At 44.6% G+C, this 24,203-nt stretch carries 24 protein-coding genes; all 24 read right to left on the bottom strand.

All coding sequences use genetic code 11. The annotated features are described in order from the left end of the window. Positions 1 to 15 precede the first annotated feature (15 nt). Positions 16 to 402, bottom strand: coding sequence for a YlqD family protein (locus M1J35_RS12115; RefSeq protein WP_224520281.1), 387 nt, complete (start codon positions 400 to 402; stop codon positions 16 to 18). 231 nt (positions 403 to 633) lie between these two features. Continuing rightward, positions 634 to 867 (bottom strand): KH domain-containing protein, encoded by a 234-nt coding sequence (locus M1J35_RS12110; protein ID WP_034755686.1) that lies wholly within the window; start codon positions 865 to 867, stop codon positions 634 to 636. A 12-nt stretch (positions 868 to 879) separates the two neighbouring features. Continuing rightward, positions 880 to 1,152, bottom strand: a complete 273-nt coding sequence (rpsP, locus tag M1J35_RS12105) for a 30S ribosomal protein S16 (protein WP_034755689.1) — start codon at positions 1,150 to 1,152, stop codon at positions 880 to 882. 118 nt (positions 1,153 to 1,270) lie between these two features. Then, complete coding sequence (gene ffh / locus M1J35_RS12100) at positions 1,271 to 2,614, bottom strand: signal recognition particle protein (protein ID WP_254651315.1); 1,344 nt, start codon at positions 2,612 to 2,614, stop codon at positions 1,271 to 1,273. Positions 2,615 to 2,626: 12 nt separating this feature from the next. Then, the gene (locus M1J35_RS12095) at positions 2,627 to 2,938 is read right to left on the bottom strand and encodes a putative DNA-binding protein (RefSeq protein ID WP_371928757.1); all 312 of its coding nucleotides are present in this window, start codon (positions 2,936 to 2,938) and stop codon (positions 2,627 to 2,629) included. A gap of 177 nt (positions 2,939 to 3,115) precedes the next feature. After that, positions 3,116 to 4,102, bottom strand: a complete 987-nt coding sequence (ftsY, locus tag M1J35_RS12090; RefSeq protein ID WP_159361863.1) for a signal recognition particle-docking protein FtsY — start codon at positions 4,100 to 4,102, stop codon at positions 3,116 to 3,118. A gap of 16 nt (positions 4,103 to 4,118) precedes the next feature. Further along, positions 4,119 to 7,685: a chromosome segregation protein SMC gene (smc, locus tag M1J35_RS12085; RefSeq protein WP_224520283.1), complete on the bottom strand. Its 3,567-nt coding sequence runs from the start codon at positions 7,683 to 7,685 to the stop codon at positions 4,119 to 4,121. An 11-nt stretch (positions 7,686 to 7,696) separates the two neighbouring features. Then, complete coding sequence (rnc, locus tag M1J35_RS12080; protein ID WP_254651314.1) at positions 7,697 to 8,443, bottom strand: ribonuclease III; 747 nt, start codon at positions 8,441 to 8,443, stop codon at positions 7,697 to 7,699. A 191-nt stretch (positions 8,444 to 8,634) separates the two neighbouring features. Further along, positions 8,635 to 8,868, bottom strand: a complete 234-nt coding sequence (gene acpP / locus M1J35_RS12075; protein WP_034755712.1) for an acyl carrier protein — start codon at positions 8,866 to 8,868, stop codon at positions 8,635 to 8,637. A gap of 94 nt (positions 8,869 to 8,962) precedes the next feature. Next, positions 8,963 to 9,706 carry a 3-oxoacyl-[acyl-carrier-protein] reductase gene (gene fabG / locus M1J35_RS12070; protein WP_224520284.1) on the bottom strand — a complete coding sequence of 248 codons (744 nt, stop codon included), beginning with the start codon at positions 9,704 to 9,706 and terminating at the stop codon, positions 8,963 to 8,965. Continuing rightward, complete coding sequence (gene fabD, locus M1J35_RS12065) at positions 9,707 to 10,651, bottom strand: ACP S-malonyltransferase (RefSeq protein WP_254651313.1); 945 nt, start codon at positions 10,649 to 10,651, stop codon at positions 9,707 to 9,709. It lies immediately after the preceding gene. Position 10,652: 1 nt separating this feature from the next. Continuing rightward, a complete protein-coding gene (gene plsX / locus M1J35_RS12060) occupies positions 10,653 to 11,642 on the bottom strand; it encodes a phosphate acyltransferase PlsX (protein WP_254651312.1) in 990 nt (329 codons plus the stop codon). Next, positions 11,643 to 12,224 (bottom strand): transcription factor FapR, encoded by a 582-nt coding sequence (gene fapR, locus M1J35_RS12055; RefSeq protein WP_254651311.1) that lies wholly within the window; start codon positions 12,222 to 12,224, stop codon positions 11,643 to 11,645. Positions 12,225 to 12,316: 92 nt separating this feature from the next. Then, positions 12,317 to 14,368, bottom strand: coding sequence for an ATP-dependent DNA helicase RecG (recG, locus tag M1J35_RS12050; RefSeq protein WP_371928664.1), 2,052 nt, complete (start codon positions 14,366 to 14,368; stop codon positions 12,317 to 12,319). Then, the gene (gene sdaAA / locus M1J35_RS12045; protein ID WP_034755730.1) at positions 14,355 to 15,248 is read right to left on the bottom strand and encodes an L-serine ammonia-lyase, iron-sulfur-dependent, subunit alpha; all 894 of its coding nucleotides are present in this window, start codon (positions 15,246 to 15,248) and stop codon (positions 14,355 to 14,357) included. The genes recG and sdaAA overlap by 14 nt, the downstream gene beginning before the upstream one ends. Positions 15,249 to 15,294: 46 nt before the next feature. After that, on the bottom strand, positions 15,295 to 15,957 hold the full coding sequence (gene sdaAB / locus M1J35_RS12040; RefSeq protein WP_079531476.1) for an L-serine ammonia-lyase, iron-sulfur-dependent subunit beta: 663 nt from the start codon (positions 15,955 to 15,957) through the stop codon (positions 15,295 to 15,297). A 96-nt stretch (positions 15,958 to 16,053) separates the two neighbouring features. Beyond that, complete coding sequence (locus M1J35_RS12035; protein WP_224520289.1) at positions 16,054 to 17,718, bottom strand: DAK2 domain-containing protein; 1,665 nt, start codon at positions 17,716 to 17,718, stop codon at positions 16,054 to 16,056. 15 nt (positions 17,719 to 17,733) lie between these two features. Next, positions 17,734 to 18,096 (bottom strand): Asp23/Gls24 family envelope stress response protein, encoded by a 363-nt coding sequence (locus M1J35_RS12030; protein WP_034755738.1) that lies wholly within the window; start codon positions 18,094 to 18,096, stop codon positions 17,734 to 17,736. Positions 18,097 to 18,319: 223 nt separating this feature from the next. Beyond that, positions 18,320 to 18,508: a 50S ribosomal protein L28 gene (rpmB, locus tag M1J35_RS12025; protein ID WP_034755741.1), complete on the bottom strand. Its 189-nt coding sequence runs from the start codon at positions 18,506 to 18,508 to the stop codon at positions 18,320 to 18,322. A 1,119-nt stretch (positions 18,509 to 19,627) separates the two neighbouring features. Then, positions 19,628 to 19,708 (bottom strand): stage V sporulation protein SpoVM, encoded by an 81-nt coding sequence (gene spoVM / locus M1J35_RS12020; protein WP_032088878.1) that lies wholly within the window; start codon positions 19,706 to 19,708, stop codon positions 19,628 to 19,630. A 101-nt stretch (positions 19,709 to 19,809) separates the two neighbouring features. Next, on the bottom strand, positions 19,810 to 20,469 hold the full coding sequence (locus tag M1J35_RS12015; protein WP_254651310.1) for a thiamine diphosphokinase: 660 nt from the start codon (positions 20,467 to 20,469) through the stop codon (positions 19,810 to 19,812). Positions 20,470 to 20,526: 57 nt separating this feature from the next. After that, positions 20,527 to 21,177, bottom strand: coding sequence for a ribulose-phosphate 3-epimerase (rpe, locus tag M1J35_RS12010; protein WP_159361859.1), 651 nt, complete (start codon positions 21,175 to 21,177; stop codon positions 20,527 to 20,529). 2 nt (positions 21,178 to 21,179) lie between these two features. After that, positions 21,180 to 22,061 (bottom strand): ribosome small subunit-dependent GTPase A, encoded by an 882-nt coding sequence (gene rsgA, locus M1J35_RS12005; protein WP_034755749.1) that lies wholly within the window; start codon positions 22,059 to 22,061, stop codon positions 21,180 to 21,182. 128 nt (positions 22,062 to 22,189) lie between these two features. After that, entirely contained in the window at positions 22,190 to 24,202 is a 2,013-nt protein-coding gene (gene pknB / locus M1J35_RS12000; RefSeq protein WP_254651309.1) for a Stk1 family PASTA domain-containing Ser/Thr kinase, read from the bottom strand. Position 24,203: the final 1 nt, after the last annotated feature.

Below are 24,203 nucleotides of genomic sequence, written 5' to 3'. Positions count from 1 at the left end.
CATTCACCTCTTGCATTAACGTATTTCTTTCACTATGCCGTCTTCTATGACAATCGTCTTTGAAAGGGTTTCTTCCTCCCAATTGTCACCAACTTGAATCTCCATCATACCCTGGACTTCCTTTTCCTTCAGCTCGCTGCCGATCGGGAGGATATTCAGCTGTTCCATTTGAAAATCCAACAGCTTGATTTTTTCTGCCCGTTCATTCAATTCTCTTTCAAAATGCTGATTTAATTTATGAGTGGGGTATTTCTTGCCGCGTTCAATCTTTTTCATTTCGAACTGGAGCTGATCACTTTCCTTTTTTAGATGAAACTTTTGATTTTCATAGCGTTTCATTAACAGGTCCTTACTCTTTTTTGTGAGGACTTGTTTTATGGTTATCGTATGTATCACGTTCAACGTCTTTCCTCCTCCTTTTATTCACCCCTCACTGATGTATCGTCTTAAGGGTGTCCTTAGGGGAGAAACGGCTTGTATGGGGGCTTTCAGAACCCTTCTGACGATAGTATACCATTACACGGCGGTCAACCCTATGAAAAAGGGGACTGACGTCTTAAGGCTAAGTAGTAACCTTTGTGGGTCAGTCCCCTGATTCTTAGAGCTTGTTGTAATGAGCTTAAGGAAGCTTTCTTACTCCACTATCTCTAAGAAAATTTTCTTCTGTTGTGAAGATCCTGCTGCAGCGTATACCACAGTTCGAATCGATTTAGCTACTCGCCCCTGTTTCCCAATGACCTTACCCATATCCTCGGGGTGAACAGATAACTTATAAGTTAACCCGTTCGTTCCTTCATCCAAATCGACGCGGACAGAGTCCGGATGGTCAACCAAGGGTTTCACAATCGTTAGAATAAGATCTTTCATCGATCTAATCGATTACTTGCTGTTTTTAGCATTGTGGAATTTTTCCATAATGCCTTGGTTTGAGAATAGGTTACGAACTGTGTCAGATGGCTTAGCACCATTTGATAACCATTTAAGAGCTAACTCTTCATCGATTTTCACTTCAGCTGGTTTAGCAACCGGGTTGTAAGTTCCAACTGTTTCGATTTGACGTCCATCACGTGGTGAACGAGAATCTGCAACTACGATACGATAGAAAGGAGATTTTTTTGCTCCCATACGTTTTAATCTGATTTTTACTGCCATAATTAAAGCACCTCCGAATAGTTTCACACAAGTTAGTATAATATCAAATGTGTATTTTGTTTGTAAAGTGTTTTTTCTTAACAGTTCAATTTTTCTTTCGAAAAACCGAACGGATTGCTTACATAAATGGGAATTTCATCCCTTTTTTCTTGCCTTTTCCTTGCATCCCACTCATCTGTTTCATCATTTTCTTCATGTCCTCGAATTGTTTCAGAAGACGGTTCACCTCTTGAATGGATGTACCGCTCCCTTTTGCAATCCGTTTACGACGAGAAGCATTGATTGTTTCCGGGTGGGTTTTTTCATCACCTGTCATGGATTGGATGATGGCCTCTACGTGACTGATCTGCTTGTCATCGACTTGAATCTTATCCAGACCCTTCATCTTGTTTGCTCCAGGCATCATTTTGAGAAGCTCGTCCAATGGCCCCATCTGCCTCACTTGACCTAGTTGATCAAGGAAATCATCAAAGGTGAAAGACATGGTGCGCATTTTTTGTTCCAATTCTTTGGCCTTCTCTTCATCCACGTTGGCCTGAGCCTTTTCAATGAGAGATAACACATCTCCCATACCAAGGATCCGTGATGCCATACGCTCAGGATGGAAGGCTTCCAAGGCATCCATTTTCTCACCCATACCTACAAATTTAATAGGCTTTTCAGTGACGGAACGGATGGATAACGCTGCACCACCCCGGGTGTCACCGTCGAGTTTTGTCAGGACAACACCCGAAATGCCAAGAGCATCATCGAAGCTTTGAGCGACATTTACTGCATCTTGACCGGTCATGGCATCCACCACGAGGAAAATCTCGTCCGGATTGGAGAGTTCTTTGATTTCCTTCAGTTCTCCCATCAGGTTTTCATCAATGTGAAGTCGACCTGCCGTATCAATCAGAACATAATCGTGATGTTCTTCTTTTGCCTTTTCGATTGCTTTTTTCGCAATTTCAACCGGGCTTACCTGATCCCCAAGTGAAAACACGGGAAGGCTTAATTGCTTTCCGATCGTTTCCAGCTGTTTAATGGCAGCGGGACGGTAAATATCAGCCGCCACCAACAGCGGTTTGCGGTTATGTTTCTTTCGAAGCAGGTTCGCAAGCTTACCAGTGGTCGTCGTTTTACCTGCACCTTGTAAACCTACCATCATAATGACAGTCGGTGGACGTTTAGCGACGGCAATCTGACTTTGTTCGCCACCCATCAAGTTCGTAAGCTCTTCCTGAACAACTTTAATGACCTGTTGACCCGGTGTAAGGCTCTTCATGACTTCTTGTCCGACAGCCCGTTCACTTACTTTCTTGACGAATTGCTTCACCACTTTAAAATTAACGTCTGCTTCTAAAAGAGCAAGACGAACTTCACGCATCATTTCTTTAACATCCGCTTCTGAGATCTTTCCTTTTCCACGGATTTTTTGTATTGTACCTTGCAGTCGGTCGGCTAATCCTTCAAATGCCATTCATGCCGCCTCCTAATCCAATATTTCAAGATCATCAATGAGTTTTAAACAATGAGAAGAATCGATTGATGGCTCTTCTATTTTTTGTCTGAGTTGATCAAGAATCTCGTTGCGTTCTTGAAATTTCTTAAATAATAAAAGCTTTTCTTCGTACTCCTCGATCATGGCCTCTGTCCGCTTGATGTTATCGTACACTGCCTGACGGCTGACATTATATTCCTCAGCGATTTCACCTAAAGAGAAATCATCCAGATAATAGAGGGACATATAGCTTCTCTGCTTGGGAGTTAACAAAGATTGATAAAAATCGTAGAGATAATTCATTCTGGTCGTTTTCTCCAGCACGGATATCCCTCCTTGTTAAGTGAAAAACCTTTACATATGAAGAATACAGTGTTTACGGGCGATTGTCAAGGTTAGTAGCGGATTTTTCATAGAGAAAAGTAGAGCAGCCTGCCAGACTAAACGAATAGTCTGGCAGGCTCTCTTGTGGATCATGATCTATTCTTCTTCATCAACGAGGGTTGAGAATAAACCATATACATACTTTTCAGCATCGAACGGTTGGAGGTCATCCATTTTTTCTCCCAGACCCACATATTTCACGGGGATTTCGAGCTCGTTCCGGATGGCGAGCACGATTCCGCCTTTAGCGGTCCCATCAAGCTTCGTCAGGACGATACCTGAGACGTTTGTGGCTTCTTTAAAGGTTTTCGCCTGCACCATGGCATTTTGACCTGTGGTGGCGTCAAGAACGAGTAATACTTCGTGAGGGGCTCCTGGAATTTCTCGTTCAATGACCCGTTTCACCTTTTCAAGCTCTTTCATCAAATTCACTTTGTTTTGCAATCTTCCTGCCGTATCACAAATGAGTATGTCCGCCTTTTTCGCTTTGGCAGATTGGACGGCATCGAACATCACAGCCGCAGGATCGCTTCCCGCCGCCTGCTTAATGACCGGGACCCCGACACGTTCACCCCATACTTCAAGCTGCTCGATGGCTCCTGCACGGAACGTATCCCCTGCAGCAAGAACCACATTTTTGCCCTGTTCCTTGAACATATGAGCCATTTTCCCGATGGTGGTCGTCTTCCCTACCCCGTTCACACCGACAAATAGCAATACCGTCAGTTGATCGTTTTGGATATTCAGGGTACTGTCCTCTTCGCGATCGCCCTGGTAGATCTCAACAAGCTTCTCTGAAATGACGGATTGGACATCTTCCGTATCTTGAATATTCTTTCGCTTCACTTCAAGTTTAAGTTCATCAATGAGCTCCATGACGGTATCAAATCCGACATCCGCTCCGATCAGGATTTCTTCCAGCTCTTCAAAGAATTCTTCATCGACTTTACGGTATCTCGCCACCAGGTCATTCACCTTTGACGTGAAGTTGTTTCTTGTTTTACTCAACCCATCTTTAAATTTCTCAGTGACATTATCACTGGACTGCGTAAATTTATCTTTAAGCTTCTTAAAAAAACTCACTTTTCCACACCCTTATTTAAGTTTCAAGTAGTTCCTTTGTTTCCTGTAGCCTTACTGATACCAGTTTAGACACTCCGGATTCCTGCATCGTAACCCCGTACAATACATGGGCTTCTTCCATGGTACCTTTACGGTGGGTGATGACAATGAATTGTGTTTCATCACTGAATTTCTTTAAATATTGACTGAATCTCTGCACATTCGCTTCGTCCAGGGCCGCTTCCACTTCATCCAGTATACAGAATGGGACAGGGCGGATCTTCAAAATGGAAAACAGTAGGGCAATGGCCGTCAAAGCCCGTTCCCCACCTGACATAAGCCCCAGGTTCTGCAGCTTCTTCCCGGGCGGCTGGGCTACGATATCCACACCAGTATGAAGCAGATCAGACGGATCGGTCAGCTTCAACTCTGCTCTTCCACCGCCGAACAAGGCTTTGAATACACCTTCAAATTCCTCTTGAATACTCGTGAAGGTTTGATCGAAACGTTTGATCATTTCGGTATCCATTTCATTAATGACCAGGTACAGAGTGTCCTTCGCTTCCGTCAGATCATTCTTCTGATCAACCAAGAATTCGTATCTTTCCTTCACTCGTTCATATTCATCGATCGCACCCAGATTGACGGTCCCGAGCTCTTCCAGTGCTAATTTCACAAGTTTCACTTTTTTCCTTGCCTCTTCCACTTCGATGGAGAGGGGGTAGTCCTCTTTTGCCGCTTCAAATGAAAGCATGTATTCATCCCGTAAATGATCAAGACGGTTCTCAAGTTCTACATCAAGACGATTGATTTTCACTTCCTCATCCCGGAGAGCACCGACCAAACCTTTATGAAGACGCTTCAATTCTTTTAACTCCATCTCCTCATCATCGACAATCTGCTGAAGCTTGGAGCGCTCGTCCCTGCGGACAGCAATCAACTTGGACGTTTCTTCCTTTTGCACGGCACACTCGTCTGCTTTTATTCCAAGCTGCTCTTCACCCGAGAAGTTATCCTTCATTTCTGTCTGCAACCATTCCAGGTCTTCCTGGAGACTTATCTTTCGCCTGTTTGTCTCAGCCATCGTATCCTGCACCCGGTTCAGTTGCTGTCGGCTGTTCACCAACTGTTCATTCCGTGCGGCAAGATTCGCTTTAATGTCACTGATTTCATTCAACAAAGCGTCTTTGGACGTCCGTTCACTATTTTTCTGTAGAGTCAGCTCATTGATCTTTTGATCAAGCTGAGTAACCTCTTCCCCTATCTTCCTGAGAGAAGCTTCCAATTCTTTTGTTCTGGAATCATGCTTTTCTTTGATTGACGTAAAATCCTTTTTCTCCAGGTCATACAGGGACAGTCTTTCATCCAGGTTCTGCTGGGAAAGTTCAATTTCACGAAGTTGGGAGAGGAGTTCCTGTTCTTTGAGACGCAATCTCTCCCCCTTCACTCTCAATTCTTCCAGTTTCTTCTCGCGAAAACTGCTTTCTTCTTTAAGAGATTTTACTTGGGATTGAAGCTGTTCTGTCTGAACTTCCATACTGGAAAGCTTTTCTTTCATCTCTTCCAGCTCCCCTTTTCTTGATAGAAGGGAATTTTTCTTCTGTTTCACCGTACCCCCGGACATGGATCCCCCGGGATTGACAACATCTCCATCCAGCGTAACCAATCGATAGCGATATTGAACAAGCTTTGCAATTTCATTTGCACCCTTTAGATCCTTTGTGATGATGACATTTCCCACAAGGCTTGAAATCACCAATTGAAAGCGATCATCAAAATGCAATAGATCAGCTCCCACGCCTACAAAGGAAGGATGTCCTTTCAGCATATTCTTTTGGCTTTCAGGTATGGATTTCCCTTTGATTACGTTCATCGGCAGGAACGTGGCACGGCCATATTGATGTTTCTTCAAAAAGGCAATGGCTTTACGTCCATCTTCTTCTGTATCGACTACGATATGCTGCATCGAAGCAGCAAGAGCCGTTTCCATAGCCGTTTCATATGATTTAGGAACCGTTATTAGCTCCGCTACCGCCCCTTGAATACCGGTTAATTGACCCGACCGCTCTTTCAGGACTTCTTTTACCCCCTGGAAGAAACCTGAATAGTCTTCTTCCATTTCTTCGAGCATCTCTTTCCTGGACTTCGCTTGTTGCAGGAATTGGAACGCCTGATAAAGCGTCTTCTCCTGCTTTTCATACTTGGATTTCACGGATTCAAGCTTCTTTTGTTCCTCACGATACAAGAAGATGTGCTCATCGATCTGTTCTTTTTGTCCTTGAAGTTCTTTCGATCGTTCCCTGTGACGCAAGTGTAGTTCTTCACGTTGAGAAACATACTTTTCATTTTCCGCTTCTAATCGACCACTGCGACTGGACTGCTGTTCCAGCTGCTGTTTGAGATACTGAATCTCATTTTTTGCAGAGGCCTGTTGATTGAGCTTTTCAATGTAATCACTTTTAAACGATTCAATCACATCTTCAATATTTTCGTTATAGTGCTTGAATTGATTCTGCTTCGTGACAAGGAGTTCTTTTAAACCGGACACTTCAGAATCGATCCTCTTGAAGTCGCGGTTTGCTTTTTCTTTTTCAGAAACTAAACGTTCGATTTGATTTTCAGCTTCTTCAATCGATTGCTTCAACTGTGATTCATTGGTGGACGAATTTTTCTTCCGCTCAACCAGTACTTGCTTCCTGCCCTCAAGTTTCTCTAATTCTTCACTTGTAGATAGGAGCACTTCCTGTAAGTTTGAAATCGACTCATCGAGAGCGGCAATTTTATCCCTTGTTTGTGTCAGGACGGCTTCTTTCTTCTGAATGCGGGAGGAAAGGACCAATTCTTCCTGTCCATGCTGTTCGAATTCTCCGCTCAGCTTCTCCCACTGCTTATGTAAGTCCTCAATATCATACACAGTCAAGGCGACTTCGAACTTCTCCAGCTCCTCTTTCTTCTCCAGATAATCACGGGCCATGGAAGCCTGGAGCTTCAGGGGTTCTACCTGTCCTTCCAATTCATGAAGGATGTCATTGACACGATTAAGATTTTCTTGTGTTTCAAATAGCTTATTTTCAGCTTTTTTCTTCCGTGATTTATACTTCAATACCCCGGCAGCCTCTTCGAAGATGGTTCTTCTTTCTTCCGGCTTACTGTTCAGGATCTCTTCCACTTTGCCCTGACTGATAATCGAGAAAGCTTCTTTTCCTAACCCTGAATCCATAAACAGTTCAATGATATCCTTCAACCTGCACGGCTGTTTATTCAGTAGATATTCACTATCTCCAGAACGGTAGACTCTCCTTGTGACACTGACCTCACTATAATCGATGGGCAGTGCGCCGTCTTCGTTGTCCAAGACAAGGGTCACTTCCGCTATATTGAGGGCTTTCCTTGAATCGCTTCCGGCAAAAATGACGTCTTCCATTTTCGACCCGCGCAGGCTTTTTGCTGATTGTTCACCAAGCACCCACCTGATTGCGTCTATAATATTGCTTTTTCCGCTGCCATTTGGTCCAACGACAGCCGTGACACCCGGGACAAACTCCACGGATATTCTTTCTGCAAAAGATTTAAACCCCATTACTTCTAGTTGTTTGAGGAACATCTTCTTTCCCCCTATTTCTCGTCCAGCTTTTGTTTTAACTTTTCCAGAGCTTTCTGTGCGGCTTTTTGTTCAGCCTCTTTTTTTGACCGGCCATTTCCAATGCCCAACTCTTCATCATTTAAACTCACCCTTGAAATAAACTGACGATTGTGGGCAGGGCCGCTTTCTTCCAGGATACTATATTCGATCATTCCTGCACTGCCCCTTTGAACCAGCTCTTGTAACTGACTCTTATAATCCATCACATGAGAAAAAGCACCGACATTGATTTTTGGGTAGACCACTTTTTCAAGGACAGAGATGACTGTTTCTAATCCTTGATCTAAGTATACTGCCCCGATAAACGCTTCAAAGACATCGGCGAGTAAAGCCGGTCTCTCACGTCCCCCCGTCATTTCTTCACCTTTACCCAATAGGATGAGTTCACCGAAATTCAGTTCAATTGAGAACTTCACCAGGGAAGGTTCACATACGATGGCCGCCCTTAACTTGGTAAGTTCCCCTTCACTCATCATGGGGTATTTCTTGAAAAGAAATTGAGATACCGTAAGTTCCAGAACGGCGTCCCCGAGAAATTCTAAGCGTTCATTATCTTCATATGGTTTTCGACGATGCTCATTCACATAGGATGAATGAGTAAAAGCTTGTTTAAGGAGTTTTTCATCTTTAAATTGAATTCCCATTTGATTTTGAAATGTCTTGAATTTCAAATCATTTTTATGTTTAGATAATCCATTACTTCTGTTTTGCTTCCGCATCAGGCACTCCACCTTGCTAATATGTTCTCATTGTATACTAATCAAGTTTATTCTAAAAAAATCATTTACGCAAAAATTTCTTAAACAATGATGTTAGAACACAAATAAACTTGGTAGGGGTTCAACCCCTACCAAGTTTCAAATGGTTAGAATATAAGATGGGTCACCCATCCCTCTATTCAATCTAACGATTAAGCCTTTGCTTGTATGTAGTTCACAGCATCACCTACTGTGCCGATTTTTTCAGCATCATCGTCAGAAATTTCCATATCGAATTCATCTTCAAGTTCCATAACCAGCTCAACTACATCAAGGGAGTCAGCTCCTAGATCTTCTTTGAAAGAAGCTTCAAGAGTTACTTGAGATTCATCTACACCTAGACGATCAACGATAATTTTTGTTACACGATCTAATACTTCTGCCATTTTTGTCACCTCCCCTCAAGTATTATAGAGCATTTCCACCTCTAATGAAAAGAGTATACATGAAAACGATGAATAAATTATTTCATTCTTCCCATTACATGACCATTCCGCCGTCAATATGAAGCGTTTGCCCCGTCATATACGATGCGGAATCGGATGCAACAAATGTCACTACTTTCGCAATATCCCCGGGAGCGCCAAAACGGCTTAACGGGATTTGTTTTAACATTTCACTACGTACATCTTCAGGAAGCTGATCGGTCATATCCGTCGAGATGAAGCCAGGGGCAACGGCATTCACTGTGATTCCACGGGGAGCAAGTTCTCTCGCTGTCGTTTTCGTCAAACCGATCACACCTGATTTGGCTGCTACATAATTTGCTTGTCCCGGATTCCCGCTCACTCCGACAATGGATGAAATATTGATGATTCGACCACTTCTTTGTTTCATCATTTGACGTGTAACGGCCTTCGTACACAGGAATACACCTTTCAGATTGATGTTGATGACATCATCCCATTCTGTTTCTTTCATTCTCATCAACAGATTATCTTTGGTGATGCCGGCATTGTTCACAAGGATATCGATGGACCCAAATTCACCGATCGTTTCCTTAACCATAGCCTGAACACCTTCAGCATCCGATACATTACATTGTACGGCGATTGCTTCTCTGCCCAAACTCTTGATTTCATCCACGACTTCGTTTGCTTTCGCTTCACTACCGGCGTAATTCACGGCGACATTACAACCTTCACGGGCAAGTTCAAGAGCGATCTCCCGTCCGATTCCACGGGATGCTCCTGTCACAAGTGCCACTTTACCTTCTAAATTCATTTAAGCTTCCTCCTTCAGCGCTTGAATGGTTTGTTGTAAGGACGCTTCATCTTGAACAGCATAAGTCTTCACACGTCTGTTCACTTTTTTCACTAAACCTGAAAGGACTTTACCTGGTCCCACTTCGATGAATGTATCCACACCCAGTTCAAGAAGCTTCTCGACTGTATCTTCCCATTGTACAGGCGAGTACAATTGTTCAATTAATAAACGCTTGATCTCTTCATGTCCTGTTACAGGCTCTGCAGTCACATTCGCAATGACGGGTACGTCTGCGTCTTTGATCGTGATTGAATCCAGGATTGAAACGAACTGTTCGGCAGCAGGTTTCATCAATTGGGAATGGAAAGGCCCGCTTACCTGAAGTGGGATGACCCGCTTCGCTCCGGCTTCCTTCGCTTTGTCTGAAGAGAGCTCCACTCCCTTTACGGTACCTGAAATGACAATCTGACCCGGACAATTCAAGTTCGCGAGCCCAACGGGATGGCCCTCCTCGGTTACAAGGTCTGTCACTTCTTTCAATGGTTCCCGGCCCAAACCAAGGACGGCCGCCATCGTTCCTTCTCCGCTTGGTACTGCTTCTTCCATGAATTCCCCTCTTTTACGAACGGTATACACAGCATCTTCAAATCCGATGGCACCTGCAGCCACCAGGGCAGAATATTCCCCTAAGCTGTGACCTGCTGTGTAATCTGCCGTAATCCCCTCGGCTTTCAAGCGCGCAAGGATGGCCATGCTCGTCGTCAGGAGAGCCGGCTGAGCGTTCGTTGTCTGGGTAAGCTCTTCCTGGGGACCTTCAAAGATGATCGTTGAAAGTTTGGTATCCAATCGTTCATCGGCTTTACTGAAATAGGATTGCACATCAGGATATTGCCCGGCTAATTCTTTCCCCATCCCCACCGTTTGGGAACCTTGCCCGGGAAAGATAAACGCGATTTTACTCATATTATTCCACACTCCCATTAATAGCATCTTTTATCGTATTGGAAACGTCGTGCTTCACCATTTCCCTTGCTTGTCTCATGGCATTATACAGGGCCACTTCATTGGAAGAACCATGAGCTTTGATGACGGGTGCCTTCAGGCCGAACAGGCCGGCCCCGCCGTACTCTGTATAATCGAGCATATTCTTTAATTGCTTCAGGTCATTCTTCACAAGTCCTGCGGCAAGTTTGTTTTTCGTTGAGGACGTGAACGTTTTTTTCAACATGGAGAAGACGGACAGGGCAGTCCCTTCAATCGTCTTCAATACCATATTCCCGGTAAACCCATCCGTCACGACAACATCGGCCGGCCCGTCCAGCAGGTCTCTGGATTCCACATTCCCTACAAAATTGATAGGGAGTTCCTTTAATAACTGGAAGGTTTTCTTTGTTAATTCATTTCCCTTTTTATCTTCCGTTCCGATGTTCAATAAGCCCACACGCGGGTGATTGATCCCTCTTACTTTCTCGGAATAAATGCTTCCCATGACTGCGTATTGTGCAAGATGCTCGGGTTTCGCATCGACATTCGCCCCAAGGTCAAGCATGAGGAATCCTTTACCATCAAGGGTCGGAAGGGTCGGTGCCAATGCAGGCCGCTCAATCCCATCAATTCTCCCTACAATGAACAATCCCGCCGTCATAAGGGCACCTGTATTTCCTGCTGAAATGCAGGCATCGGCTTCCCCATTTTTCACGGCTTGAGCCATCAGTACCATCGAAGCATTCTTCTTACGTTTCACCGCTCTGACAGGTTCATCCGTCCCTTCAATCACTTCATCGGTGTGGACGATCGTCAGGCGATCTTCCGGGGTGACATACTGTTTGATCTGCTTTTCATCCCCGTATAAAAGTACTTCAATATCATTGAATTCACGTAATGCGCGCTTCACTCCAAGAACGATTTCTTTCGGGGCGTGGTCTCCGCCCATTGCATCAACGGCTAATTTCATCTACTCTTCATCCTCTACAGATTTTTTAGAGCGATACATTTCAAATTCACCGGTAAACACGAGCTCACCACCGACTAAACTTTGAACTTCTACCGTTGTTCGGTCTTTTTGATCTTTCATATGTATCACTTTCGCTTTCGCCACCACCCGATCGCCTTCCTTTACAGGGCGGGTAAAACGGATGTTTGACTTCGCAGTTAATGCCAAGTCGTCATTTATGACAGCCACTGCAAGGGAATTCGCCTGAGCAAACAAGTGGTGCCCCCTCGCAATCCCATTCCTGATGAACACATGCTCCCGCTTCACATCAAAAATGGATATCGCACTTTGATCCAGCTCTATATCAATAATTTCTCCAATAATCTCTTCAATAGGCAACGATTTCACTTCGTCTTCAAACGATTTCTCTGCCACGTACTTAATTCGTTCACGAAGCTCGGGTATCGATAATTCCATTCGATCCAGCCGGATTGTCTGGACGCTTACACGAAACCGTTCAGCCAATTCTTCATCTGTTATAAAAGGATTCACTTTGATTGTGTCCGTAAGGTTTCCCTGTCTTTCTTTTTTCGAAAGTCTCAATTTTAACACCGTCCAGTATTAGTACTAGGTACTAATAGTAGTATATAATCTAAAAAAGCAGATTGCAAGAAATAATCTCACAATCTGCCTTTCTAGTCCAGCTTTTCACCCTCTAAGATTCCCGATCCGGATAAATACTTCCTGAGCGGTTCAAACTCTGGATCACTCCAGAATTGAGCGGATGCGATCAACACTTGAGCATCGTCCCTTGCTACTTCCAGCGCACGGTAATCATGCACCATATCGGCCACTTTAAACTCCGGCATACCACTCTGCTTTCTGCCGAAGAAATCACCAGGTCCCCTCAGCTCAAGGTCTTTCTCACTAAGAACAAATCCATCATTCGTTTCGGTCATGATCTTCATCCGTTCTTTCCCGACTTCGGTCTTTGGTTCAGCAAGGAGAATACAATACGATTGATGTTCTCCCCGTCCTACCCGTCCTCTCAACTGGTGAAGCTGACTCAAACCGAAACGTTCTGCATCATAGATGAGCATAAATGTCGCATTCGGAACGTTCACACCGACCTCGACAACAGTGGTGGAAACAAGTACTTGAAGTTGGTTCGCACTGAATTCCCTCATGACTCCATCCTTATCCTCAGGATGAAGTCTCCCGTGCATCAGACCGACTTTGTAACGCCCTTCAAAATAGTGGACCAATTGATTATAGACATCAATGGCATTTTGCACATCCAGTTTGTCGGATTCCTCGATCAATGGACAAATCACATAAGCCTGGCGTCCCTGGTCTAACTCCTTATCCATGAACGAAAGGACTCTGGATAGCATATCCGCTTTCGCCCAATAGGTTTCTATCGACTTCCTGCCTGCAGGCATCTGATCGATGATACTCACATCCATCTCACCAAATACGGTGATGGCAAGTGTTCTCGGGATCGGAGTCGCTGTCATAAATAATACATCAGGACTTTCCCCTTTTTCCCTGAGGACCCTTCTTTGGTTGACACCAAACCTGTGCTGTTCGTCGGTGACGACTAGGCCAAGGTGCTTGAATTCGACTTCTTCCTGTATGAGGGCATGGGTACCAATGAGAATATCAATCTCGCCCTCTTTCAGTTTATCCAATAAAAGACGACGCTTCTTCCCTTTCACAGAGCTGGTTAATAGGGCAACGGAAAGCCCCATCGGCCCGAGCAGTTCGCTGAGGGAATTCGCATGCTGTTCAGCCAGTATTTCCGTCGGGACCATTAATGCTCCCTGATAACCCGCTGTTACACTTGAATACAAGGCTATGGCGGAAACGACTGTCTTACCGGACCCCACATCCCCCTGGAGAAGGCGATTCATGCGATAGGGAGATTTCATATCTGCTGAAATCTCATTCACCACCCGTTTTTGCGCATCGGTCAATGGGAACGGTAAAGAATCAATGAACGATTTGACTTTTTCCAAATCATAATGTTGAGACATGCCGCTTGAATGCTCCCGTTCAAACTTTCTCAAAGCCTGCATCTTCAACTGAAACAACAGGAATTCCTCATAAACAAATCGTCTTCTTGCCTGCTTCATATCTTCGGTGGAGTCGGGAAAGTGAAGATGATACAGGGCATCTTTCCGACTTGAAAGCTTATACTTTTCCATTAAATGACCCGGAAGGTTTTCATGGATCAAATGACCGTAATCACTAAAAGCCTTCTTGATGAATTTCCTGAGTGTATTGTTTTTCACCGAGCCTTTCAAAGAATATACGGGTTCAAAATCCCCCTGTTTATCATGAGGGCCAGACTGAAAATACTGGACCGTAATTATTTGCCTGTTTTTATCCCATTTCCCAGTCACCGTCACCGTATCATGAAGATTGATTTTCTTTTTCAAATAAGGCTGATTAAAAAATACCGCTTGAACCAGATTCCTCCCTACGAGAATCCGCAGGGTCAAACGGGATTTCTTTCTCCCATAAAACATCAGTGCGGGTTCCGAGTGAACTTTCCCCTCAACCGTGACGCGTTCATCATGGGCTACTTCTTCCAGGTCCCTAAGACGGTAATCCTCATAGCGGTAAGGCAGATATTCCAACAGATCCAGAACGGAATGAATCCCCATTGCATTCAGCTGTAAAGCTGTTTCTTCACCAATCCCCTTAATGTTCTGGATTGTCAGTCCTTCATTATGAGTCTTCACGTTTATTCAGGGAAACCCCAAAGATTTTCGCTTCAAGCTCTCTACCTGTCGGCGTAGCCGCCAGTCCCCCTTGAGCCGTTTCACGAAGAGCTACCGGCATGGTTTGACCGATCTTGTACATAGCATCGATCACTTCATCACACGGAATACGGCTCGTGATCCCTGCAAGGGCCATATCCGCCGCAACCATGGCATTAGCAGCTCCCATAGCATTCCGTTTCACACAAGGTACTTCCACCAGTCCAGCAACAGGATCACATACGAGACCCAGCATGTTCTTCAATGTGATCGCCATGGCTTCTGCCGATTGACCAGGGGTCCCCCCGGCCATCTCCACGATGGCAGCCGCAGCCATACCGCTTGCAGATCCCACCTCTGCCTGACAACCGCCAGCCGCACCTGAGATGGATGCGTTATTCGCCACCACGAAACCAAAGGCACCGGATGCAAATAAGAAGCGGATCATCTCATCTTTCGTTGGATTCAACTTATTCTTTACAGCAAACAATGTTCCGGGTACCACTCCGGCAGATCCCGCAGTAGGCGTAGCACAAATCGTTCCCATCGCTGCATTCACTTCGTTCGTTGCCACTGCTTTACTCACTGCATCCAAAATCGTATCACCACACAGGGAACGACCTGAATCAATGTATTTCTGTAATAACACGGCATCGCCGCCAGTAAGTCCTGAATGGGACTTGACCCCTTCGAGACCCCTGGCTACTGCCTGCTCCATCACTTCCAGGTTTTTCTCCATCTGACTATAAACCTGTTCAAATGTCTTTCCCGTAAACTCGATTTCCTGTTCGATCATAATGTCAGAAATTTTCTTGTTCTGACTTTCTGCAAGTTCAACCAACTCTGCAACATTTCGAAACATGTAAATACCCTCCTCTTTATGTAAACGCTATCATTATTGTAATTGATTAATCGGAAATCCGTGTTACTTGTGTAATGTTCGGCAGTGAAGTCAACTCGTTTATCACCGCTTCATCTATCGGTTGATCGACCTCGATGGTCATCAAAGCCATTTGACCTTTTTCTTTCCGGGAAACATCCATATGCCCGATGTTCAGTTGATGCTTGGCAATGACATTGGAGACAGATGCAATCGCTCCGAACCGGTCATCATGGACGACAAGTATGGCGGGATGATGGCCAGAGAGTTTAAGTTCAAAGCCGTTAAGTTCAATGATTTCCACTTTCCCTCCACCAATCGAAATACCGACCAATTCGATTTCACCTTGATCATCCCCCATGCGGATGCGGGCTGTATTCGGATGATCCGTAATGGCATCTTCTTCTTGAAATTTGATCTTTATCCCTTTTTTCTTAGCTACATTGATTGATTCGATAATCCGTTCATCATATGTATCATAATCAAGGATTCCGCCTACAATGGCTACGTCTGTTCCATGGCCCTTATATGTTTTTGCAAACGATCCATAAAAGGAGATCGTCGCCCATTTGGGTTCCCGGCGAAACAGGTTTCTCGCTATCCTTCCTATTCTGGCAGCACCAGCCGTATGAGAACTGGATGGCCCAATCATCACAGGACCGATAATATCAAATACACTTTTGTATTTCATGACTTTTCCCCCTTACCTAACATCCGATTCACACTACCATTCTAACATAATTGAAGGGGACAAACTCCTTTTAGAGCTGCCCCCTTCCTTTAATCCTTATTCAACTGAGAATATATAGGAGTAAAGTGGTTGTTTACCATTATGAACTTCCACTTCTACATCTTCATAGTGTTGTTCCACATACTCTCTGAGTGACTCAACATCCTCTTCGGTCACATCTTCACCGTATAGAATCGTCAAGATCTCAGAGTCAGCATCAAGCATAGTCTCCAACAGAGTTTGAGCAGACTTTTGACGGTCGGAATCCGAAACGACAATCTTGCCTTCTTCAATTCCCATAAAGTCATCTTTTGAAATCGAAACGCCATCGATGGACGTATCTCTCACAGCAAATGTGACTTGACCCGTTTTCACCTGTTTAGACGCCTCGGTCATCAACTGCTTATTGTCTTCAACAGAAGCTGATGGATTAAAGGCAAGTAACGCAGCCATTCCCTGCGGTACAGTCTTCGTCGGGACAACGGCTACTTCCATTTCAAGAACCTCAGCCGCTTGTTCGGCAGCCATGATGATGTTCTTGTTATTCGGCATGATGATGACTTTCTTCGCATTCACTTCTTCTACAGCTTTCACGATATCCTCCGTACTCGGATTCATCGTCTGACCGCCTTCGATCACAGAAGTTGCGCCGATGCTCTTAAATAATTCGGCAATCCCTTCACCCATTGATACAGTCACGATGGCAAAGTCGACTTCCTTGGCCTGAGTCGGAGCTTCTGCTACAGCAGGCTTGGATTCTCCTACAATGCTGCTGTGCTGCTGTCTCATGTTTTCAATTTTAATATTGATGAGACTTCCGTATTGATGTCCATATGTCAATACATCCCCCGGCTGTTCGGAGTGGATATGTACTTTGGCTAATTCATCGTCACTGATGACAAGCAGGGAATCACCGAACTTGCTTAAATCCTGGCGAAAGTCTTCTTCTACAAATGACTGTTTATCATTTTCGAATCGGACCATGAATTCTGTACAATATCCAAATTCAATATCTTCTGTACTCATGAAATCCTGTGCCGCCTTATGATGCTCTGCACTCACAAGATCATTCATGGATGGCAGTGACGCCTGATCGGAAACCTTTTCCCCTTTTAGTTCAGCAAGGAAACCTTCATAAACGAACAGAAGTCCCTGACCCCCACTATCGACTACTCCCACTTCCTTCAATACAGGAAGTAAATCAGGTGTACGATTCAATGAAGCCTGCGCTTCGTCGACAATTGCCTGCATAAGCTTTACGAAATCACTTTCAGTCTCAGCTACAGAAACACCTTTTCTCGCAGCATCTTTCGCAACCGTTAGAATCGTTCCTTCCACAGGTTTCATAACCGCTTTATAAGCCGTTTCCACCCCTGTTTGAAGTGCATTGGCAAACTCTGCACTCGTTAAGGATTCTTTCCCTTCAATCGCCTTACCAAAGCCTCTGAACAATTGGGATAAGATAACACCTGAGTTACCTCTTGCCCCCATCAACAAGCCTTTTGAAAGGGCAGTAGCCACATTTCCAATATGATCTTGAATATGGTTTTGAACTTCCTTTGCACCGGAAGTCATTGATAAATTCATATTTGTTCCAGTATCACCATCAGGAACAGGAAAAACGTTCAGCGCGTCAACCAGCTGCGCATTGGCAGATAATTTGGTGGCACCTTGTATCACCATCTGGGCAAAACGTTTTCCTTCCAAAGATGTAATCGACACGAATCTTCCTCCTCACTACGGGTTCGTGACACGAACCCCCTGCACAAAAATATTTACTGAATCTACCGCCAAGCCGACGGTCTTATCAAGAGTATATTTAACCTTGGATTGTACATTATGGGCAATCTCAGAAATTTTTGTACCATAACTCACAATAATATACATATCAATATGTACTTCCTCTTCATCTTGACGAACGATCACTCCGCGAGTGAAATTTTCTTTACGTAAGATATCTGTGAAACCGTCTTTAATTTGGTTCTTTGAAGCCATTCCAACAATTCCGTAGCAATCCACCGCTGCACCTCCAGCAATCATTGCAATGACATCATTCGTAATATCAATTTGTCCGTACTGCGTTTTCAATTCGATGGACATGGAATGTTTTCCCCCTTTAATTACATGCTTGGCTAAAAACATTTTACTATAAGTATACTGTTTTTGAAAGCTAAACTATTATCACAAGCGTCATTTGTTGGGTTTACCCTCTATATTTTCCTTATTATTCAAAGATTAATCATCGGCTTACATAAGGATCTTTACAAGAAATGCCTTTTAATGAAAAAAGGCGCCTAGATTAGGCGCCTTCCCATTTTAAGTATTATACGCGTTCTACTTTACCAGATTTCAACGCTCTTGCAGAAACCCATACTTTCTTAGGCTTTCCGTCCACAAGAATTCGAACTTTTTGCAGGTTTGCACCCCAAGTACGCTTGTTCGCATTCATTGCGTGAGAGCGAGCGTTACCTGAGCTGGCTTTACGGCCTGTTACTACGCATTGTTTTGCCATAATATATTCCCTCCTCACTAACAAGAAGCTGAAGTTAATTTCAGTTCCACATTTCGCTTATTATCATAAAGATACTTTAATAATTTATCACACAACTTTCCATAATGCAATACTACAATTAAAACCTTTCAAGAAAAAATACTTTACACCCAGAAAAGCGGAGGCGGCTCGCCCAGAGGCGACAAGCATAAGATGAATTGACCGGAAAGGCGTTCTTTGCCTTTTTGGTCAATTTAGCTTATGACCTCGAGCTTCTAGCCGCCGGAGCTGGACATCGCAGAAAAGCGGAAGGGGCTCGCACTGGGGCGACAAGCATAAGGCGAACCCACCGGAAAGGCGCTCTTTGCCTTTTGGGTCAATTTAGCTTATGACCTCGAGCCTCTAGCCGCCGGAGCTGGACATCGCAGAAAAGCGGAAGGGGCTCGCACTGGGGCGACAAGCATAAGGCGAACCCACCGGAAAGGCGCTCTTTGCCTTTTGGGTCAATTTAGCTTATGACCTCGAGCCTCTAGCCGCCGGAGCTGGACATCGCAGAAAAGCGGAAGGGGCTCGCACTGGGGCGACAAGCATAAGGCGAACCCACCGGAAAGGCGCTCTTTGCCTTTTGGGTCAATTTAGCTTATGACCTCGAGCCTCTAGCCGCCGGAGCTGGACATCGCAGAAAAGCGGAAGGGGCTCGCACTGGGGCGACAAGCATAAGGCGAACCCACCGGAAAGGCGCTCTTTGCCTTTTGGGTCAATTTAGCTTATGACCTCGAGCCTCTAGCCGCCGGAGCTGGACATCACAGAAAAGCGGAAGGCGGTATTCTTGGTTGGGAGAACACGTTAAGCAGCAGAGCCGATAAATAGCCGGAAAAATTCCGCTTATATTGAAATTACTGTTTAATATGGATGGAATAGCAGGAAAAATTCCGCTTATTTACTTCACATCATACTAAAATGGATGATGTTTCCGTACTTAAGCGGAAAAACTACCCTTATTGACCCTAAAATAAGATTCATTCTGAAAGTAACCGGAAAAATTCCGCTTATTTTTTGCCCGTTTGAAATAAGCCCCTCTTCCATCTCTAAATCAATAAAAAAAAGAAGATGGCACCGACGCCATCCCCAACAAACCATTTATTCTTTTTTAAACGTTCCTAACATCGCCCTCACAAGTCCACCCAAGAATTTCGGTAATTTAATTGTATAAAAGCGCATTTAAAGTCCCTCCCCACAATCTAAAGAACGTAATGTTTCGCTTGACAACAGTTCAGTCTATTCAAGCAGTTTCAGTTAAGTACATCTTCTTTTCTGCCTGGTCACGAGAAGCTTTCATCACTGCTTCTTATCACCATTAATATGCCATTTGAAAAGGAAAAAGTACCAGATGATTGTATAAGTTCATTACTAATACATAGTGTGGATCCTCTAGAAATATTCCGATTTTTTAATGGATATTTAAAGCCGGTGAGGGTGATCCCATCGACATTTTCGGTAACGGGAACAAAGGAAATATACTGTAATTCCGGGCTTTTTTCAACGTTATGCTCCCCGGGTTCAGCTAGGGATAATCGATTTTGCACGTCGATCATTTCCACTTTGATGCAGGCTTCTAAAAGTTTCGGTGTCATTAATAACTGCAGGTTACCCATGAAGTGATCAAGCCTTCCCCCGGTGGCACCGAAGATGGAAATTTTATCGGGTTTCTGATCGATCGCCCAGTTCAGGGCAAGCTCGAGGTCGGTCTCGTCCTTTTCGGGCTGATAGCGATTGACTTCCCGGACTTTTTCCTGGATCAGTTCCCACTCTTCGGTGTTCACTGAATCAAAATCCCCGAATGCAATGGAGGGTTCGATCATCTGCTCTAATAACGTGTATACGCCACGGTCTACGCCAACCCAGTTGACTTCATCACTACAATATTTGTTCAATGCCGGTATGTATCGATCCGGTCCACCGGCAACGATATTGATTTCCATATCCTCCACTCCCATCTTATAAAAATAGGCTGATCCTAAAGGATCAGCCTTCGTCTCTTATACGAGAGATTTCTTCAACTCTTCGATTGCTGCCCCTCGGTCACTCTTATTGTAGATGGCAGATCCAGCAACAAATACGTCTGCTCCCGCTTCGGCACATACGGCAGCCGTTTCAGGATTGATGCCACCGTCCACTTCGATTTCGAGTGAAGGATTGACTTCATTGGCCCATTCACGGATCTGCTTGATTTTCGGAACGACCGACGGGATGAATGATTGCCCGCCGAATCCAGGGTTAACGGTCATCAAGAGGACCATATCGACATCTTGCAGGACAGGCCTGATCAATTCTGCCGGAGTACCCGGATTCAGGACGACACCCGCCTTGACTCCTTTATCTTTGATCATTTGAATGGTCCTATGCAAATGGGGATCTGCTTCTACATGGACGGTAATATAGTCCGCTCCCGCATCGACAAACTCTTCGATGTATTGACTCGGGTTTTCAATCATGAGATGTACGTCCAACGGCAACGTTGTTAGTGGACGGATCGCTTTTACGATCATCGGCCCGAGCGTAATATTCGGTACGAAGTGACCATCCATGACGTCTACATGGATATAGTCTGCTCCCCCTTTTTCAACATCTTTGATTTCATTGCCCAGCTCTGCAAAATTGGCTGAAAGAATGGATGGTGCGATTTTCATATTTAGTACCTCGGCTTTCTTTCTTTTATTTCTTTATGGAAAGTCAAATAGTGATCGTAGCGGTAATCAGGAATCCTTCCTGCTTCAACGGCGGATTTTACGGCACATTTTGGTTCATTGATATGAAGGCAGCCCCTGAATTTACATTCTTCTGCCACCTCGACCATTTCCGGGAAGCACTGCGGCAGTTCTTCTATTTCAAGCTCTGAAAACTCCAGTGAACTGAATCCCGGGGTATCTGCGACCAGCCCATCCTTTATATCAATGAGTTCCACATGGCGGGTCGTATGTTTCCCCCTGCCCAGATGGGAAGAAATCATGGCCGTCTTCAGCTCCAGGTCGGGGTTCAATGCATTTAAAAGGGACGACTTCCCCACTCCGGACTGACCGGCAAATACCGAAATTTTATCTTTCAAATACGGAGTCAGCTCTTCAAGGCCATGTTCTGTTTTGGAAGACGTCATCAAAACTTCATATCCAAAAGAGCGGTACTCACTCACATATTGTTCTATTTTTTCTGCTTCTTCCGATGTCACTAAGTCCATTTTGGTCACGCAGATAAGCGGTTCGATTTCTTTGCTCTCCACCAATACAAGAAAACGATCCAGGAGCGCAGGACTGAAATCCGGTTCACTGGCTGAAAAGACCAAAATCGCCTGATCGACGTTTGCGATCGGTGGGCGTACCAATTCATTCTTCCGATCCAATACCTTCAGAATGTACCCATCCGTTTTGTTCTCTGCTTGAAATTCGACATAATCACCAACAAGGGGCGTGATTTTATTTTTACGGAAATTGCCCCTGCCCCTGCATTGCGTCACACTGCCTTCTGAGAGCACATAGTAAAATCCACTCAATGCTTTTACGATTTTTCCTTCAGGCATTCGAAACCTCCTATTCAATACGTTTATCTATCTCGTTATCTTCATTATGTATCATTCCCATTATAAAGGAAAACAAGAGGACTGTCCCGTAGGTTCTTTAAAAACCCGGGTACAGCCCCTTGGCAATGTTATTCTTCTTTAGGATACTCTACAGTTTCTTCTTCATACACCTCTCCGTCCCTCAATATTCTATATTTCCCCTTAGTCCCCTCTTCTAAGGTGAACGTTAAAGTGTATTCTTTATCTTGAGTAATACCGTCCACTTCATATGAATCAGGATCATCAAAACTCCTGTTTTTGTCTTCTATTTGAATATCCACTGCTTGTGGAGTCCCGTCATCTCTCGAATATGGAACTTTCACTTTTAGCGTCACTTCTTTAGTCGGTACTTCCTTCGGCGGTTCAGGACCCTTAGACATAATCACATAAATTGTTTCCCCTTGGAACGTCGGGCTGCCTTGTTCCGGTTCATGTGAAATCACTTTACCAGCTTCGATACTATCAGAGTATTTTTCTTCCCTTACTTCAACCTTTACCCCTTTTAAAGCTGCATATTGATCAAGTGCCGATCTGTCGTAGCCAACTAAATCATCCATATCAAAAGGCTCAGATCCCTTACTAACCGTCAAGGTTATCGTCGTCTCCTCAGCCACGACTTCGTCCCCTGGTGACGGGTCCTGATCCGTGATCGTCCCTTTGGCCTTTTCATCATTAAACTCTTCTTCTTTCTCTACAGTGAATCCCTTTTCCTCCAATTCAGCAGATACTTCTTCAAAGTCCTTGCCGACATAATCATCGACTTCCACTTTTTCTTTACCTGTACTGACATAGATATCGACAGCCGATCCTTCATTTGCCATTCGTCCTGATTTTGGATTGGTCTTGATCACATATTCTTCGGGAATTTCTTCATCGGGTACCTTCTTGGTTTCACCAACCACAAAGCCAGCCGAGATGATCGTCGAAATCGCTTCGGTTTGATCCATTTCAGAAACATCCGGTACTTCTATCTCTTTCGGCCCCAATAAACCAGGTACCATCGTGACAGCAGCGACCCCTAACAGAATCAATAAAAAGAATAAACCAATGATCACCATCGGCCACTTCTTCTTACTTTTACCCTTAGGCGGTTTTGTTTTATCTTTTTTACCCTTCTTGCCCTCTTTCACTGGCGGGGTCGGCTTCGTTTGCACGTCGTCTGTCTGATGATGGACGATTGTATCATCTAAATTCGAGTAGGCCTTTTGATCCGTGATGACAGGGATCGCTTTTGTCGCTTCATCATCGAGAGGAACGGCGAATTTAGGTTCGTTCATGCGATCGGCATCAAGGGCCGTCGACAAGTCTTCATCCATTTCTTCCAGGCTTTCGTAACGTCTGAAAGGATCCTTTGCCGTTGCTTTCAGTACGATATTTTCCACGCTTTGTGGAATGTCAGGGTTCCACCTTTTCAAGGAAGGTGTTTCCGATTGCAGATGCTTTAAGGCAATCGAAACAGCCGACTCCCCCGAGAAAGGCAATCTGCCCGTCAACAATTCGAACATGACGATCCCAAGAGAATAGATGTCCGATTTCTTTGTGGCCATCCCGCCTCTCGCCTGCTCAGGAGAAAGGTAGTGTACCGACCCTAGAACCGAATTGGTCTGTGTGATCGAGGTGGCACTGAGTGCCATCGCGATCCCGAAATCGGTTATTTTCACATTTCCTTCTTCATCAAGAAGGATATTATGAGGCTTGATGTCCCGGTGCACGATATGATTCTGATGAGCATGAGACATGGCGATTGTCAGTTGCTTCATAATATCGATCGCCTTGTCAACATTGACAGGCGAGTGTTGCTGTATGTATTGCTTTAGCGTCATGCCATGAACATATTCCATGACGATATAATAGAGATCATCCTCTTCTCCTACATCATAAATGCTCACAATATTAGGGTGGGCAAGACTAGTAGCAGATTGGGCTTCCCGTTGGAATCGTTTAATGAATTCCTCTTCATTGGCAAAGTCGATCCGGAGCATTTTAATGGCCACTTCACGATCAAGAATCACATCGTGAGCTAAATAAACGTTGGCCATTCCCCCTCCACCAATGAGTTTAATAATTCTGTAACGCCCACTGATGCGCTTACCTTCCATCATG

Origin of the sequence: Rossellomorea sp. KS-H15a (genome assembly GCF_024195245.1) — a bacterium.
In the GTDB taxonomy this organism is placed as follows: domain Bacteria; phylum Bacillota; class Bacilli; order Bacillales; family Bacillaceae_B; genus Rossellomorea; species Rossellomorea vietnamensis.
Note: the sequence above shows the minus strand (reverse complement) of the source record. Positions and strands in the feature narration are given on the sequence as shown.

Coding starts and splice junctions, on each gene's coding strand:
- M1J35_RS12110 (WP_034755686.1), bottom strand. CDS start 867: ATGAAAGATCTTATTCTAACGATTGTGAAACCCTTGGTTGACCATCCG.
- rpsP (WP_034755689.1), bottom strand. CDS start 1,152: ATGGCAGTAAAAATCAGATTAAAACGTATGGGAGCAAAAAAATCTCCT.
- ffh (WP_254651315.1), bottom strand. CDS start 2,614: ATGGCATTTGAAGGATTAGCCGACCGACTGCAAGGTACAATACAAAAA.
- M1J35_RS12095 (WP_371928757.1), bottom strand. CDS start 2,938: ATGAATTATCTCTACGATTTTTATCAATCTTTGTTAACTCCCAAGCAG.
- smc (WP_224520283.1), bottom strand. CDS start 7,685: ATGTTCCTCAAACAACTAGAAGTAATGGGGTTTAAATCTTTTGCAGAA.
- rnc (WP_254651314.1), bottom strand. CDS start 8,443: ATGCGGAAGCAAAACAGAAGTAATGGATTATCTAAACATAAAAATGAT.
- acpP (WP_034755712.1), bottom strand. CDS start 8,868: ATGGCAGAAGTATTAGATCGTGTAACAAAAATTATCGTTGATCGTCTA.
- fabG (WP_224520284.1), bottom strand. CDS start 9,706: ATGAATTTAGAAGGTAAAGTGGCACTTGTGACAGGAGCATCCCGTGGA.
- fabD (WP_254651313.1), bottom strand. CDS start 10,651: ATGAGTAAAATCGCGTTTATCTTTCCCGGGCAAGGTTCCCAAACGGTG.
- plsX (WP_254651312.1), bottom strand. CDS start 11,642: ATGAAATTAGCCGTTGATGCAATGGGCGGAGACCACGCCCCGAAAGAA.
- sdaAA (WP_034755730.1), bottom strand. CDS start 15,248: ATGTTTCGAAATGTTGCAGAGTTGGTTGAACTTGCAGAAAGTCAGAAC.
- sdaAB (WP_079531476.1), bottom strand. CDS start 15,957: ATGAAATACAAAAGTGTATTTGATATTATCGGTCCTGTGATGATTGGG.
- M1J35_RS12030 (WP_034755738.1), bottom strand. CDS start 18,096: ATGTCCATCGAATTGAAAACGCAGTACGGACAAATTGATATTACGAAT.
- rpmB (WP_034755741.1), bottom strand. CDS start 18,508: ATGGCAAAACAATGCGTAGTAACAGGCCGTAAAGCCAGCTCAGGTAAC.
- spoVM (WP_032088878.1), bottom strand. CDS start 19,708: ATGCGCTTTTATACAATTAAATTACCGAAATTCTTGGGTGGACTTGTG.
- M1J35_RS12015 (WP_254651310.1), bottom strand. CDS start 20,469: ATGGAAATCAATATCGTTGCCGGTGGACCGGATCGATACATACCGGCA.
- rpe (WP_159361859.1), bottom strand. CDS start 21,177: ATGAAAATCGCACCATCCATTCTTTCAGCCAATTTTGCAGAGCTGGGC.
- rsgA (WP_034755749.1), bottom strand. CDS start 22,061: ATGCCTGAAGGAAAAATCGTAAAAGCATTGAGTGGATTTTACTATGTG.
- pknB (WP_254651309.1), bottom strand. CDS start 24,202: ATGATGGAAGGTAAGCGCATCAGTGGGCGTTACAGAATTATTAAACTC.